This window comes from Paenibacillus sp. V4I5 (assembly GCF_030817255.1).
Classification (GTDB): Bacteria; Bacillota; Bacilli; order Paenibacillales; family NBRC-103111; genus Paenibacillus_E.
Genome location: NZ_JAUSZB010000002.1, coordinates 4550083 through 4564806, shown reverse-complemented (window position 1 = coordinate 4564806; position 14724 = coordinate 4550083). Strand labels below are relative to the sequence as shown.

The 14724-nt window shown below is 41.8% G+C and carries 13 protein-coding genes; 9 read left to right on the top strand and 4 right to left on the bottom strand.

The features are described 5' to 3' along the window. The first annotated feature begins 48 nt into the window (after positions 1–48). From QFZ78_RS22770 to QFZ78_RS22760, 3 genes are all read left to right on the top strand, one after another. Positions 49–462, top strand: coding sequence for an SDR family NAD(P)-dependent oxidoreductase (locus QFZ78_RS22770; protein ID WP_307555847.1), 414 nt, complete (start codon positions 49–51; stop codon positions 460–462). 346 nt (positions 463–808) lie between these two features. After that, positions 809–1822 carry an SDR family oxidoreductase gene (locus QFZ78_RS22765; RefSeq protein WP_307550935.1) on the top strand — a complete coding sequence of 338 codons (1014 nt, stop codon included), beginning with the start codon at positions 809–811 and terminating at the stop codon, positions 1820–1822. A 498-nt stretch (positions 1823–2320) separates the two neighbouring features. Continuing rightward, on the top strand, positions 2321–4744 hold the full coding sequence (locus tag QFZ78_RS22760; protein ID WP_307550934.1) for a bifunctional diguanylate cyclase/phosphodiesterase: 2424 nt from the start codon (positions 2321–2323) through the stop codon (positions 4742–4744). A gap of 96 nt (positions 4745–4840) precedes the next feature. On the opposite strand, the gene QFZ78_RS22755 is transcribed toward QFZ78_RS22760, so the two are convergent. The 4 genes from QFZ78_RS22755 to QFZ78_RS22740 form a co-directional block, all read right to left on the bottom strand. Then, positions 4841–6580, bottom strand: a complete 1740-nt coding sequence (locus QFZ78_RS22755; RefSeq protein WP_307550932.1) for a glycine betaine ABC transporter substrate-binding protein — start codon at positions 6578–6580, stop codon at positions 4841–4843. Further along, positions 6580–7782: a quaternary amine ABC transporter ATP-binding protein gene (locus QFZ78_RS22750; RefSeq protein WP_307550930.1), complete on the bottom strand. Its 1203-nt coding sequence runs from the start codon at positions 7780–7782 to the stop codon at positions 6580–6582. Before QFZ78_RS22750 ends, QFZ78_RS22755 begins: the two co-directional genes overlap by 1 nt. Positions 7783–8021: 239 nt before the next feature. After that, positions 8022–8255, bottom strand: a complete 234-nt coding sequence (locus QFZ78_RS22745) for a DUF3231 family protein (RefSeq protein ID WP_307550929.1) — start codon at positions 8253–8255, stop codon at positions 8022–8024. Position 8256: 1 nt separating this feature from the next. Next, positions 8257–8577, bottom strand: coding sequence for a DUF3231 family protein (locus QFZ78_RS22740; RefSeq protein WP_307550927.1), 321 nt, complete (start codon positions 8575–8577; stop codon positions 8257–8259). A gap of 263 nt (positions 8578–8840) precedes the next feature. On the opposite strand from QFZ78_RS22740, the gene QFZ78_RS22735 reads away from it, so the two are divergent. The 6 genes from QFZ78_RS22735 to QFZ78_RS22710 all read left to right on the top strand — a co-directional run bounded on the left by QFZ78_RS22735 (position 8841) and on the right by QFZ78_RS22710 (position 14703). After that, complete coding sequence (locus QFZ78_RS22735) at positions 8841–10154, top strand: ATP-binding protein (RefSeq protein WP_307550925.1); 1314 nt, start codon at positions 8841–8843, stop codon at positions 10152–10154. Further along, positions 10129–11022: a response regulator gene (locus tag QFZ78_RS22730; RefSeq protein ID WP_307550923.1), complete on the top strand. Its 894-nt coding sequence runs from the start codon at positions 10129–10131 to the stop codon at positions 11020–11022. Before QFZ78_RS22735 ends, QFZ78_RS22730 begins: the two co-directional genes overlap by 26 nt. A 288-nt stretch (positions 11023–11310) precedes the next feature. Then, on the top strand, positions 11311–12117 hold the full coding sequence (locus QFZ78_RS22725; protein ID WP_307550922.1) for a transporter substrate-binding domain-containing protein: 807 nt from the start codon (positions 11311–11313) through the stop codon (positions 12115–12117). A gap of 96 nt (positions 12118–12213) precedes the next feature. Further along, positions 12214–12870 (top strand): amino acid ABC transporter permease, encoded by a 657-nt coding sequence (locus QFZ78_RS22720; protein WP_307555845.1) that lies wholly within the window; start codon positions 12214–12216, stop codon positions 12868–12870. Then, positions 12867–13589 carry an amino acid ABC transporter ATP-binding protein gene (locus tag QFZ78_RS22715; RefSeq protein WP_307550919.1) on the top strand — a complete coding sequence of 241 codons (723 nt, stop codon included), beginning with the start codon at positions 12867–12869 and terminating at the stop codon, positions 13587–13589. The genes QFZ78_RS22720 and QFZ78_RS22715 overlap by 4 nt, the downstream gene beginning before the upstream one ends. A 124-nt stretch (positions 13590–13713) precedes the next feature. After that, positions 13714–14703, top strand: coding sequence for an asparaginase (locus QFZ78_RS22710; RefSeq protein WP_307550918.1), 990 nt, complete (start codon positions 13714–13716; stop codon positions 14701–14703). Positions 14704–14724: the final 21 nt, after the last annotated feature.

Genomic DNA, 14724 nt, shown 5'->3' with positions numbered 1-14724 from the left:
AGCGTATCAACAGACATCTTGCGGATACCGATCATGGGTGCAAGTTGAATCGCGCAAGCTGTCATCCCTGAAATGATAAAGCGTGGTAGCGGAGCAATCGACTCTGTTGGTTCCATGTGGGCGACTCAAGCTATTGGTGCTACACCTTCAAGTGCATACTCAGCTGCCATGGCGGGTAGACACGCGTTAACACGCAATCTAGCCATAGAATTTGCCAAAGATCAAATTCGTGTCAATACTGTCGCTCCTGCTGTAGTAGAAACACCCGTTTACAATAGCTTCGTCCCCCAAGATCAAATTAGAAATGTATTAGATAGTTTTCATGCATTTCATCCACTTGGAAGAATTGGTCAGCCTAAGGATATGGTATCCGCCATCTTATTCTTGGCTAGTGAGGAAGCAAGCTGGATTACGGGAGCTATTTTACCTGTTGATGGTGGTGTAACTGCTGGCAAACATTAACTTCACTATGTAATAGAAACCTAGTAGTTAGAAGATCCAGATATGGCAAAGCTAGTTCCATTAATAGGGTCTCTTCTCACAACAGCCCATAAAACAAAGAGGCTTTCCTTAATCAGGAGGGCCTCTTCTTTTCATCCTCAATTCGTAAATAGGCCATACACAAATCCAAGGAGCAATGTACCTACCGCGCCGATCCGAATGATCTGATCGCTCACTGGCAACGCTGCTTTTTAAGCGAATTGCTTGGCTCCAAGGGGAGGTTTTCTGATAGCAACGTCGAATGATTGAGTAACAAGATCTGTTAAATTGTATGGAAGATATCAACATTAACGGAGGGAGATTTGATATGAGAGCGCTATTTATTGGAGGTACAGGGACGATTAGCTCTGCAATCACCAAGCAGTTGTTAGAAAAAGGATGCGAGCTTTATCTTTTAAATAGAGGTACAAGGAATGAGGACTTGCCAGCTGGCGTAAACATTTTGAAAGCGGATATTAATGATGAAGATCATGTATCTAAGCTTATTGAAAACTTGGAGTTTGATGTCGTTGCAGATTTCATAGCATTTAAGCCGGTTCAGTTGGAAAGAGATTATCGCTTATTTAAGGGTAAAACGAAACAATTTATGTTTATTAGCTCGGCTTCTGCCTACCAAACCCCTTTATCCGATTATAGAATTACAGAGGGAACTCCTTTATCAAACCCATATTGGGAGTATTCCAGAAATAAGATTGCGTGTGAAGAATATTTAATGAAGCAGTATCGTGAGAATGGCTTTCCGATAACGATCGTAAGACCGAGTCACACCTATAGTGAACGTTCGATTCCACTTGGCGTACATGGAAGTAAGGGTACCTGGCAGGTTGCTAAGCGAATGCTGGAGAACAAGCCCGTCATCATTCATGGAGATGGTACTTCCCTGTGGACAATGACACACAATAGTGATTTTGCTAAAGGTTTTATTGGTTTAATGGGCAATATTCATGCGATTGGTGAGTCCGTTCATATTACTTCAGATGAGACGGTTACCTGGAATCAAATTTACGAGGTAATTGCTGATGCCCTTGGAGTGAAACTTAAAGCAGTCCATGTTTCATCTGAATTTCTGGCTGCATGCAGTAAGGATTACAGAGGTGGGTTGCTAGGAGATAAGGCTAATTCGGTCGTATTTGATAATTCAAAGCTGAAACGACTTGTTCCCGAATTTGTTGCAAACACGCGATTTGATCAAGGGATTAGGCAAACGATCGCCTACATTCTAGCCCATCCTGAACATCAAACAGAGGATAAGGAATTTGATCATTGGTGTGATAAGGTTATCCATGCATTAGATGCTGCTGTAAGGAATATAACTGAATAGGTCATTCCAAAGGTAGGGATCAGCCATGTATTGGTTATTTTTAATCATTATTTTGATATGCGTTCTTATTTTTTTGTTCATGTTTGCACGCAAGGCTAGAGATAAACTAGAGACAAGAAAAGTAGTTCAATTATCACTTAAACAAAAGAAGAATTCGGTGAATAAACAGAACAAACAAACTTGTAGTTTTTGTCGAAAAAAAGCCAAACGTCTTTATTTTTATTCATCCGAAAGCGGTCAGGTATTAGGAGTCTGTGATCCATGTAAACCGCAAGCGGAGCGGCGAGCTTTGATGAGAATATGACCTACTATAAAGGCTCGTTGGTGATAATGCAAAAGTCAAAGAAAAGGTCAGGAGAGCTTTTTCCTAGCCTTTTCTTTTTGTGTTGATTAAAGATGCTTCCTTCCATAAAGGTGGAATTATCTAAGCAGGGAATAGGAGGAAACTAGTCGAATATAATTGGAAATTGTCGTTTTCTGAGACAAATAAGGAGAAACATGATGGAGAGACTCTCAAACACCTATGACTTCCCCCTAGTCCTTCTTTCTATTATAATCGCCATTATTGCTTCGTTTGCTGCATTGGATCTAGGAATTCGTATACATAAAGCAAAAGGCAATGCCCGTTACATATGGTTATCTGGCGGAGCATTTGCGATGGGGATGGGCATTTGGTCCATGCATTTTATAGCTATGCTTGCATTCCATTTGTCTATTCCGGTCACCTACAATGTAACGCTGGTCATTGTTTCGATTCTTCCTGCCATTTTTTCATCGGGGTTAGCATTGCATATGGTAAGTCAACCTTCTATGCGTACATTCCAAGTCATCATAGGTGCCTTTTTCATTGGGATTGGAATTGTTTCTATGCACTATACCGGGATGGAAGCCATGGTGATGGAAGCAACAATTACATATAATCGTTTTCTATGGGCTCTTTCTGCCATCATCGCATTTGTCGTATCATTAGTAGCCTTACTTCTATTGTTTTGGGCGAAACAAAATTCGAATAAACCGGATTTTGGGTGGAGAAAAGTAGGAAGTGCTGTCATTATGGGGGTTGCTATATCAGGCATGCATTTCACTGGGATGTCGGCAGCAACGTTCACACACGATCATAACCATATCAGCTTGTCGGGATCATCGTTCGATAATACTCTTCTAGCGTATTCGATTGGCATTGGCATGCTGATCATTCTGGGATTGGTGTTTATCAGCACTTTTGTTGAGAACCGTTTTGAATCACAATCTTTGGGGTCAGAAAGAAAATTCCGTTCCGTGATCGAGTCCGCTAACGACGCTATTATTTTAGCCGACAGCAAGGGTACCATTATTTCATGGAACACCGGAGCCCAGCTCATTTTTGGGTATCAAGAAAAAGATATTTTAGGTAAAATGCTGCAAATCTTAATACCTGAACGATACAGAGAAGCTCATAAAAAAGGAATGGAACGTTACCTTACCACAGGCAAACCTCACGTTATTGGGAAAACCGTCGAATTACAAGGACTGAGAGAAGACGGAAGTGAATTTCCAATCGAAATTTCCCTTGCAGCGTGGGTAGAGGAAGGAAATACCTACTTCAGCAGCATCATTCGAGATATTACGGAACGCAAAAAAACGGAAGAAAAAATCAATCAAATGGTATATCTTGATCCTTTGACAGGATTGCCAAATCGACGTTTACTCAATGATCGCCTCACGCAAGCATTGGATCAGGCAAGTGAAAATAAACAAATTATAGGGATTATGTTTATCGATTTGGATCGTTTCAAATATATCAACGACACGCTAGGACATGCCATAGGTGATCGTTTATTGATTGAGGTTGCCAAACGAATTAAAGGCTGCATGGGTAAAATGGATACCGTTTCACGCCAAGGTGGAGATGAATTTATTGTGCTTCTCCCCAATATTACTTCTGACGACATTACGAAAAAAGCCCAAAAAATAGTCAACGTATTCACGCAATCGGTTGTGTTAAGCGATCACGAGATGTTTGTAACCCCATCCATTGGGATCAGTTTATATCCATCCGATGGCAGGGATATAGAAACCTTGATCAAGAATGCGGATACAGCCATGTACCGTGTAAAGGAGCAAGGAAAAAATAATTTCCAGTTTTATACACCTGACATGAATGAAGCGGTGTCCCAAAAGATGAAGTTAGAGATGGGACTGCGCAAAGGTTTGGAACGCGGCGAATTTAAGGTTTACTATCAACCGCAGATTGATGTCATTTCCGGTAAAGTGATTGGTGTAGAAGCCCTGATCCGTTGGCAGCATCCGGAATGGGGAAATATATCGCCCGATGAGTTTATCCCCTTAGCCGAGGAGACTGGATTGATCATTCCAATAGGCGAATGGGTGCTTTATGAAGCATGCCTCCAAAATAAAATTTGGCAAAATACAGACTATCCACCTTTACGTATCGCTGTAAATATATCTTCCCGTCAATTTCAACAAAACAATTTAGTTGAGGTGGTCAGTAAAACTTTAAAAGACACGGAGCTTGACCCTCAATATCTTGAGCTTGAACTCACGGAAAGCATCATCCAAGATTCGAAGTATGCAATTACTACGATGCAGAAACTAAAAGCAATGGGTATTCATCTATCCATTGACGATTTTGGAACCGGATATTCTTCTTTAAGTTATTTGAAACTATTCCCTATCGACAGTTTAAAAATCGATCGCTCTTTTACAAGTAATATTTTTGAGGATTCAAAGGATGCAGCACTTGTTCATACCATCATCGATATGGCACATAATCTGGATTTAAAAGTGATTGCGGAAGGTGTTGAAACGCAGGAGCAGTTACATTTCCTTCAACAGAGACAATGTAACGAAGCGCAAGGATACTTTATTAGCCGCCCAGTATCGGGTGAAGAACTTTCCATTTTCTTAGAGAACCGTTCATAATAGTAGTAGTAGACGCCACCCTTGAGAAGGTGATCCTCATACAAAAATGACTGGACAAGTATATACTTATCCAGTCATTTTGCGTATTACATCCCGCTATCTTTTAGCCAGATCCTCAATGGAAGTAATGTTCATATATTTGGGAACAACTAGACCGAGCTTGGTTCCAATCAGGTTGGGTCCCAAGTCCTCGAATTTACCTTTAAACTTCTCATAATAATCTTTATGCGTGGTTGGCAGCCAAGCTGCAACCATGGCATCGGCATCCCCGCTAGCGATACCCGCCCACATGGGTCCTGCCTCCACCTGAAGCATGTCCACTTGGTATCCCAGCTTGCTTTCCAGCACGTATTTAACCACATTTGTACTCGCAATTTCAGAATCCCACGCTACATAGGCAAGCTTTAACTTCTTCCCATTCGCTTTGGGAATACCGCTAATCCATGCATTCACTTTATCCGGGTTAGTCTCCACCCACTGCGAGGCCGACTCCTCGGGTTTCTGACCCTCTTGGATTTTCGCCATCACTTGTTCCATATCTGCAGGTTTCCACTGAAATTTATCGAGGAATTGGTAGGCTGAAGGATGATCGGCTTGTAAATGGAGACGTACAATCGTGTGAATCTCCTCATCTCCACCGAATACGTTTTTTGGATCCGTCAAATATTTTAGATCATACTTAGAAAACATCCAGTGTGGTGTCCAGCCGGTTACAATAATGGGCTTGCCTTCCTTATAGGCTTTGTCTAAGGCAATAGTCATAGCCGTACTGGAACCTTCAATTAGCTTCCATGAGGTAAGATTATAAGCCGTAAGTGCTTTTTCCGAAGCATTCATTAAGCCGGAACCGGGGTCAATGCCAATAATGCTGTAACCCACCTGGTCTCCAACAAACGTACTATTCGAAACAGGAGCTTTCTTCCCTATTCCAATTAAGATAGCAATGATGCAGAAAGCGGCTATGGATGTGATTACCAATGGCTTCTTTAATGCGAAAGACTTGTTCCCTTTTCTTTTCTTTCCAATGACGCTCTGTGTTAATCGGTCCAGAAGGATAGCCAAAACGACAACAGCAAGTCCTGCCTCAAATCCCTGGCCCGTCTTCAATTGAGTCACCGCCCGGTATACGTCGGCTCCGACGCCCTGTGCTCCAATCATTGAAGCAATGACCACCATCGATAGAGACAGCATAATGGTTTGGTTGATCCCGGCTAATATGGTAGGCAATGCCAATGGAAACTGTACTTTGAAAAGCTTCTGAGCCGGGGTTGACCCGAATGCATCCGCAGCTTCCACTAAATCGGCAGGTACCTGCAGGATACCGAGGTTCGTTAAGCGAATGGTCGGCGGAATAGAGAAAATAACGGAGGCGATAACCCCTGGTACCACGCCAAGACCGAAAAAAGTAACCGCGGGAATGAGGTATACAAACGCCGGCATCGTCTGCATAAAATCCAACATCGGGGTCAGTGTACTCCTCACCGAACGGTTTCTGGCACACCAGATCCCGAGTGGCAGTCCAAGAATAATGGAAATAAGGGCAGAGGTTAAAACCAAAGCCAATGTGTCCATTGTGGAGTCCCAGTATCCGAGATTACGGATAAGCAGCAATCCGAGCACGGCGAATAGCGCCAACCGCCACTTGCCGAAATAGTAAGCAAGGAGCGTTAGAAGTATGATAACAACGATAGCGGGGAAGGCATGAAATAAGAAAGTAAATCCGCCTACGATCCCACTAATGACGGATGAGAAGAAGTTAAACAGGAAGGCAAAGTGGGTATTGAACCAACTGATGATGGACTCGACCCAGCGGTCCAAAGGAATTTTCGTGAACATTAGGGGTTCACCTTCTTGTCAGTAATATCATGGGTGCCTGCGATAGCAGCTAGGACTGCGCCACGAACTATAATGCCTAGTAAACGGCCTTTTTCATCGACCACTGTAACCGGAATTTTAGCACTGCTAATAAGCTCGAAGCATTCATTTAAATGGATATCAGGCGGGACTGTAAGCACATCACGGATGACGATATCCCCAATCGTTTTATGATCTTTGACTGCAAGAACTGCATCTTCTGCAGTAATGGCGCCAATGAGCCGTTTTGCTTTGTCCACAACGTACAGGTTCGAAATCCCACTATCCTGCATTAACTGCAAGGCAACCCTAGGTCCTCGTTCCAAAGTGATTGTTTCTGGCCTGCGCATCACGTGTGCAGCCGTTAATACTTTGGACAGATCGACATCCTCTACGAATCGTTCCACGTACTTGTTCGCTGGATTCATTAATATTTCTTCCGGTGTCCCAATTTGGACAACGGAACCCTCTCGCATAAGAGCGATTCTGTCACCAATTCGCAAGGCTTCGTCCAAATCATGTGTAATGAAAATAATTGTCTTTTTCATTTTATCCTGGAGCTCCAGCAGTTCATCCTGCATATCTTTACGAATTAAAGGATCCAGTGCGCTGAACGCCTCATCCATGAGTAAAACATCAGGATCGTTCGCCAAAGCGCGCGCTAGTCCAACCCGCTGCTGCATGCCTCCGCTCAGTTGGTCGGGATGGCTGTCCTCCAATCCTTTTAAACCGACAAGCTCCAAAGATTCCAGCGCCTTTTGCCGATTGGCCTGCTTGGAGCCGCCTTGAATCTCCAGTCCAAACTCCACATTCTCAATGATTGTTTTATGCGGAAACAAGGCGAATTTCTGGAAAACCATACTGATCTTGCGACGCCTAACTTGACGAAGCTGTTCATGGTTCATCGAAACAATGTTCTCGCCATCAATGAGAATTGTTCCAGAGGTGGGTTCAATCAGACGATTCAATAGACGAACCAGCGTAGATTTACCGCTTCCGGACAATCCCATAATTACGAAGATTTCGCCAGCCTGTATGGTGAAATTGACCTTATTTACACCAATGGTATGCTTCGTTTCTTCGTATATTTGCTTTTTGGACCATCCTTTATCAAGAAGCAAAAGGGCCTTCTTGGGATCTTGTCCGAATACCTTTGTCAAATTATTGACTTCAACAATGTGCATAGTTACCTCCTGTTGTTTAGTTGAAATCAGACTATCCTTAAATCAGATATTTCCTCTCCGATCAAAAAAGCCGTAGTAATTATATAAACATAATAGCGGGAATTGAAACAGGCGGGATGTATGCGGGTGTGGTGATTGGGAAATTCATTCTCATAGATGTAGATTGACGAAACGGAGTTCAGATTTTTTAAAAGGGGCTTTCCTGAGAGTTTGAGACTTAAAGGTGGCCCCATAAAGGTTTATGTTGATGATTGCTGGGAGCCAGGTGGAATGAAAAACGGCGGCATTTTAATCCACCCGCGTTGTATCATTAATTGTTTTAATTTTGACCCCAACATGACTTTTTCTGCTTGGAATTGAAGAAACATTATACCGAAATCGGTTCGAATCGATTCTGCATTGGCACCTGCGGCACGGAGAATCAAACTAACGATTTTAAAAGATAATTCGTTGACAAGCACTTCATCCGTCAATTTAAACACCAAGCGGAATACTGTTAGAATCCGAGTGAGGCATATTTTCATGAGCAGGCGGTAAAGTAATACCTTCCTTAAGCATGAAATCATAGAGGCGATCCCGTTGACTATGATTGAGTTCCAAATCTTCCTTAAGCATGGCTTTCAGATCCTCATCATTCGTGGTATTTATACCTGCTTGAACAGTTACTTTGGCTATTTCAAGGCCCGCCAAGTAAATCCAACAAGCCATCACCTCTCCTACATGAAGTGGTTGGGGTTTTTCTTCATCTGTCAAAGATTTAATTGTAGTAATTGCTGCTTCCAATATGCCGACCATTATGATTCCTCCCTACATTGTCATTTATTTGCATATTGTTTACTTGGCCATCTTTTTTATTCATACTAAAAGTGTGCCAAGGAGAGACTGATATGCAAACATTTAGCCGTTTCATATTTGCGTGTAAGGTGAACCTTATCATAAATGACGGCTAAGCTTTTATTCAAATGATGGATCATGTATGTTAGTATAAAGCGTTAGAAATTTATTTAGTTCATGGGTAGCGGATAAAGTCTGACCCCCCAAGTAGGTGTGATCGAGAGATGCAGAATTTAGTCAAAAACGAAAGATTGCAAATGATCGTAATCGCTATTGCAACGGCCACTGGCGCACAATTCAAGATAAATCCCTTTAGCAACGATTATTTCCGCATTGGTCTGGGAGTTAGTATCTTTTTGTTCTTTTTATTACTTATGCCGCATCTACCCTATGTGAAAACGGGTCTCCTAACGGGGATCGTTAGCATGATCGTTCAGTCTGGAGATTGGATCACTCACGTGCAATCATTTACGATCTTGGAGAGCTTACAGAATAATGCAGCAGCCGGTTGTTATTATGTTGTATTTGCATTTGGAATGAGCAAGCTTCGAAAAAGATTGACTGAATTTCACCCCCTCATGTTAGGTGGATATATAACATTAATTGACTTCGTTTCTAATGAAACGGAGCTCTTATTACGTGGGGTTTTCCTCGGAACGTATACCTTTTATTTTAAAGAATGGTTCCTTATAATGGTCATAGCCGTAGTACGCAGTTATTTTGTAATCGGTTTGTACAACAGCATTGTTATTAGTCAGATGCGTTTGCTCCACGCTGAGCAGGAAAAACGGATGGAGCAGATGCTGAACATCAACTCTGGTTTGTATGGAGAAGCCTTTTATTTGAAAAAAGCTATGGATACCATAGAGGGGATTACCGCGGATAGCTATGACCTCTATCGGAAATTGAATGAAGATAACCTCAAAGGCTATAGTCAGCGTACGTTAGGAATTGCCCAACAAATCCATGAAGTAAAGAAGGATTCCCAACGTATTTTGGCAGGATTATTGAAATTATTCGATAGTGAAGTTGTTGTTCATATGAGTCTTTCGGAGATCATGCACTTTGTCGTAAAAGGAAATCAAGAATATAGCGAAATGTTAAGGAAAAAGGTTATCATTGAAAAAGAACTGGCATTTAATCTGAACACGTCGCACTATGTGCCTTTGCTGACGATCATAAATAACTTAGTTGCCAATGCGGTAGAAGCTATAGAGAAAAATGGAACCATACATATTCGGGTCTTTGAAAAAGAAGAAGACGTATATTTTAACGTTATAGATTCCGGAAAAGGAATTCTTGATCATAAAAAGGAACTCATTTTCGAACCTGGTTACACGACAAAATACAATGAAGAAGGGATAGCAGCAACCGGGATCGGTCTTTCTCATGTGCGCGATATTGTTCATTCCTTTGGGGGAAGTATTGGGTTAGCATCATCGGAGAAAGCAAGTGGTACTCAGTTTGTTGTTCGTCTCCCAATTACAAGTCTAATTAAAGAGGGTAGAGTCGATGGCACTTTCAATTATGATCGTTGATGATGATGTCGTTTGCAGAAGTATGCTGCAAGATATTATTGATGAATGCGGCATTGGCGAGGTTATGGGGACGGCGGAAGGTGGAATTGAGGGGGCTCGAATGATCCTTAAATCGAAGCCCGATGTCGTGTTGATTGATTTATTGATGCCTGATCAGGATGGTATTGAGACCATCACGCAATTGAAAAACAGTGGGTATGACGGGAAATTTATTATGATTTCACAAATTGAAAATAAGGACATGGTAGGGGAAGCTTATCAAAAAGGAATCGAGTTCTTCATCCATAAGCCGATTAATCGCGTGGAAGTAGAGCACGTATTGTGCAAAGTCAATGAGCAGTGGAAATATGAGCGGTATGTTTCTGAGATCAAGCAATCTTTAGCAAAATTGGATATCGCTGGACCGTCCTCTCCCCGTATAGAACGAAAAGTTCGTGATGTGGTGAAGGCTATTCTAATGGATTTGGGAATCATCGGTGAGATTGGCAGTAAAGACATTATAGCTTTAATGGAGAATGCCATCGAACATAGAGAGGCAACTAGTTTCCCTCCTTTAAAAGAATTGTATGAGTCTGTCGCCAACACCTATAAACAAGGCCAGAAAGATATTGAGAAAGAAAGTAAGGCGATTGAACAACGCATTCGACGGACGATCATGGCTGCATTAAATAATATGGCTTCCATTGGTTTAACCGATTATAGTAATCCTAAGTTCGAGTATTACGCGCCGCTGTACTTTGATTTCCAGGATATTCGGATGAGGATGAAAGTCATGGACGAAGAACTGCAGCCCGATAAAGGAAAAGTAAACATTAAAAAATTTTTACAAGTTTTTTATATGGAGATACTAGAAAAATTAAATAATTGAGTAAGGAATTCAACCTCTCAAGTCTGGAGATAGTATGGACTGAAGGTTTGGATTCCTTTTTTTATTTCACTGTGATATATCATCACATGAAATAGATACCAATACGAAATGTAATCGGATACAATTTTTTCAAGTAAAATTAATCGTCTCGCATGTAAACTTTATTTTCATGTCGTGTAATTGTTTTTGTAGGATTCTGTATGTTGCTGTAGAGCAGGAGGTAGTATGAATTTACAAACAGATCGAATCATTCGATCTCAAATTTAATAGAGGAAAAGGGGTTCTTACATGAAAAAAGGTTTATCAGTAGTACTTGGAACGGTTATAGCTTTAACACTTAGTGCTTGTGGAAATGGTGCAACTACGGATAATAAGTCTACGCAGACTACCCAACCTGCACAAACAACAACAGCTAAAAAATATACGTTTGGTACAGATGCGACGTATCCCCCTTTCGAGTTTCAAAAAGATGGCAAGTACATTGGAATAGATATTGATTTAATTAACGCAATAGCTAAAGAAGAGGGATTTGAAGTTGAATTAAAACCTATGGACTTCAAAGGAATTATACCAGCTATTACATCGAAACAACTGGATGGTGCTATCGCTGGTATCAGTATTACGGACGAACGTAAACAGGTTGTTAGCCTTTCGGATCCGTATTACCAAGCTGGACTTTCGCTAATCGTTCGAGAAGATAATACAACCATCAAAACTCCCGAAGACTTGAAGGGGAAAGTTATTGCTATTAAGAAAGGTACTTCCGGAGCAAAACAAGCAGATGAATATGGTAAAAAATATGGCGCGACAGTTAAGTATTTCGATGATAGTCCGGCCATGTATCAAGAAGTCGCCAATAAAAATGCCGATGTAACGATTGAAGATTTTCCGGTGATCTCGTATAAAATTGCCGTTGATCCTAATTCTAAGCTGAAAATTGTTGGGGATCGTTTGAACGGCGATCACTATGGTATCGCGGTCAGAAAAGATAACGAGGAATTGTTGAAAAAAATTAATGATGGACTCAAGAAGATAAAAGCTAACGGTAAATATGATGAAATTATCAACACTTATCTGGGTAAATCCACAAAATAGATAACACAAGCGCTAACCTTTTGTCACCCAATGTTCAATGGGCTTCAGAAGGTTAGCGTCATTATGAATTCAATCAAAAGGAAGGGTTGGGGTCCGGTGACTTCCTCGTTGCAGGTTATTTTAGATGCACTACCCATGTTGTTGAAAGGCGCTCTAATTACCTTTAAAATTGTTATCATCTCTTTACCGATCGCTTTTCTTACAGGTTTAATTACGGGTTTGATGAATGTTTCTTCTAGTAAAATTCTTCGGGCTATCGCTACTTCTTATGTTGATATCATTCGGGGAACACCACTATTAGTGCAGGTCTTCTTTGAGTACTTTGGTATCCCCGCTTTCTTTGATATTCGGATACCGGCAGAGACCGCAGGTATTATTGCCATCAGTTTAAATGCGGGCGCTTATATCTCAGAGATTTTCCGAGCGGGTATTGTCTCTATTAGTAAGGGACAGACGGAAGCGGCGCGATCGTTAGGGTTAAGTAAATGGTTGACGATGCGGTTGGTTGTTTTGCCACAAGCCATTCGCCGGATGGTGCCTGCTTTTGTCAATCAATTCATTGTAAGTATTAAGGATACTTCCCTATTGTCCGTCATTGGAATCAGCGAGTTGACACAGAGCGGGGAGATTATTATCTCTGCTAACTATCGTGCTTTTGAGATATGGGGAGTCGTGGGTGTCATCTACTTTATTATCATCTATGCTTTATCCCGCTTATCTCACGTATTTGAGAGGAGGTATGCTTCCAAATGATCGTCGTACAAAACTTGAAAAAGAAATTCGGTACGAACGAAGTACTGAAAGATATTTCTACTACGATTCGAGAGAAAGAAGTGGTTTGTGTTATTGGACCCTCTGGATCAGGAAAGAGTACATTCCTACGTTGTCTGAATCTTCTTGAGGATGTAACGTCTGGAAAAGTAGTGATCGGCGATGTCGAAGTCACTTCACCTACCACGAATATCGATCAATTGCGCCAAAATGTAGGGATGGTTTTTCAGCTCTTTAACTTATTCCCTCATCTAACTGTATTGGAAAATATCATGTTGGCCCCGAAACACATTAAAAAGATAGATAAGCAGCAAAATGAACAAAAATCCATGGAACTGCTGACCAAAGTGGGCTTGGCTGGGAAGAGGGATGCATACCCTGACCAGTTGTCTGGCGGACAACAGCAGCGTGTAGCCATTGCTCGTGCGCTGGCTATGAATCCACGTGTTATGTTATTCGATGAACCAACTTCGGCCTTAGACCCCGAGATGGTAGGCGAAGTGCTGCAAGTAATGAAGGATTTAGCCCATGAGGGGATCACCATGATTGTCGTCACGCATGAAATGGGCTTCGCTCGCGAGGTGGCAGATCGTGTAATCTTCATGGATGGAGGGTATATCGTAGAAGAAGGAACGCCTTCCGAACTATTCGATTCCCCCAAACACGAACGTACCCAAGCATTTCTTAGCAAAATCCTATAGATGGATTTATAATAGGTATACAAACACACCTCTAGAAGGTCGCTCATCGTTGAACGGCCTTGATAGAGGTTTTCTACTTATTGCTCTTTTATGTAAGCGGAAACCATGCGAAAGGAACGTTTCTATGAAAAAGATACTTTTGTTAGCTACGGGTGGAACCATCGCGTCCGTCGTTGGGGAGGATGGATTGACCCCGGGGATGACGGCCGATGAACTGATAAGCTATTTGCCCGCACAAAATCACCTGTATAAGGTAGACAGTAATGTACTGATGGAAATTGACAGCACAAATATGCAGCCTGAATTTTGGGTCCGCATCGCGGAAGCCGTCCATAAGCATTATGATGATTATGATGGATTTGTCATCACGCATGGCACGGATACGATGAGTTATACGTCAGCTGCGCTTTCTTATATGCTGCAAAACTTGAGTAAGCCGGTTGTTATTACAGGTTCTCAAGTTCCAATCCACAACAATCACACAGATGCCATCCATAACATGCGTAACGCTGCCCAGTTTGCGTGTGAAGACATTGGTGGTGTATTTATTGTTTTTGATGGCAAGGTGATTAACGGGACAAGAGCTGTGAAAGTGAGAACACGCAGTTACGATGCTTTTGAAAGCATAAATCATCCTTATGTAGCTTGCTTTGATGGCGATGAAATCAAGTACACTGCGTCTGTTGTACCTATACAAAATAAAGAGATAAAGCTAGATATATCGCTCTGTCCCGATGTTTTTTTGTTAAAGCTGCATCCAGGTACGAAGCCTGAGCTTTTCGACTATCTGAAACAACACTATAGAGGTGTGATTATCGAAGGCTTTGGTTTAGGAGGGGTTCCTACCCAAGGGCGCAACCTTCTTCCGAAAATCATTGAGCTTACAGAAGCTGGAGTCGCTGTTGTCATTACGACACAATGTCTGGAAGAAGGCGGCGATTTGACGCTTTATGAAGTTGGGCGTAGAGTAGGCAGAGAACAGATTATTTCGTCGAAGGATATGAATAAAGAAGCAATTGTTCCGAAATTGATGTGGGCTTTAGGCAAGACCAATGACCTCAAAGAGGTAAAGGAAATGATGGAAATGTCGATCGCCGGTGATACCACATTGTAAAAAGCGAGTTATTTCGATAGC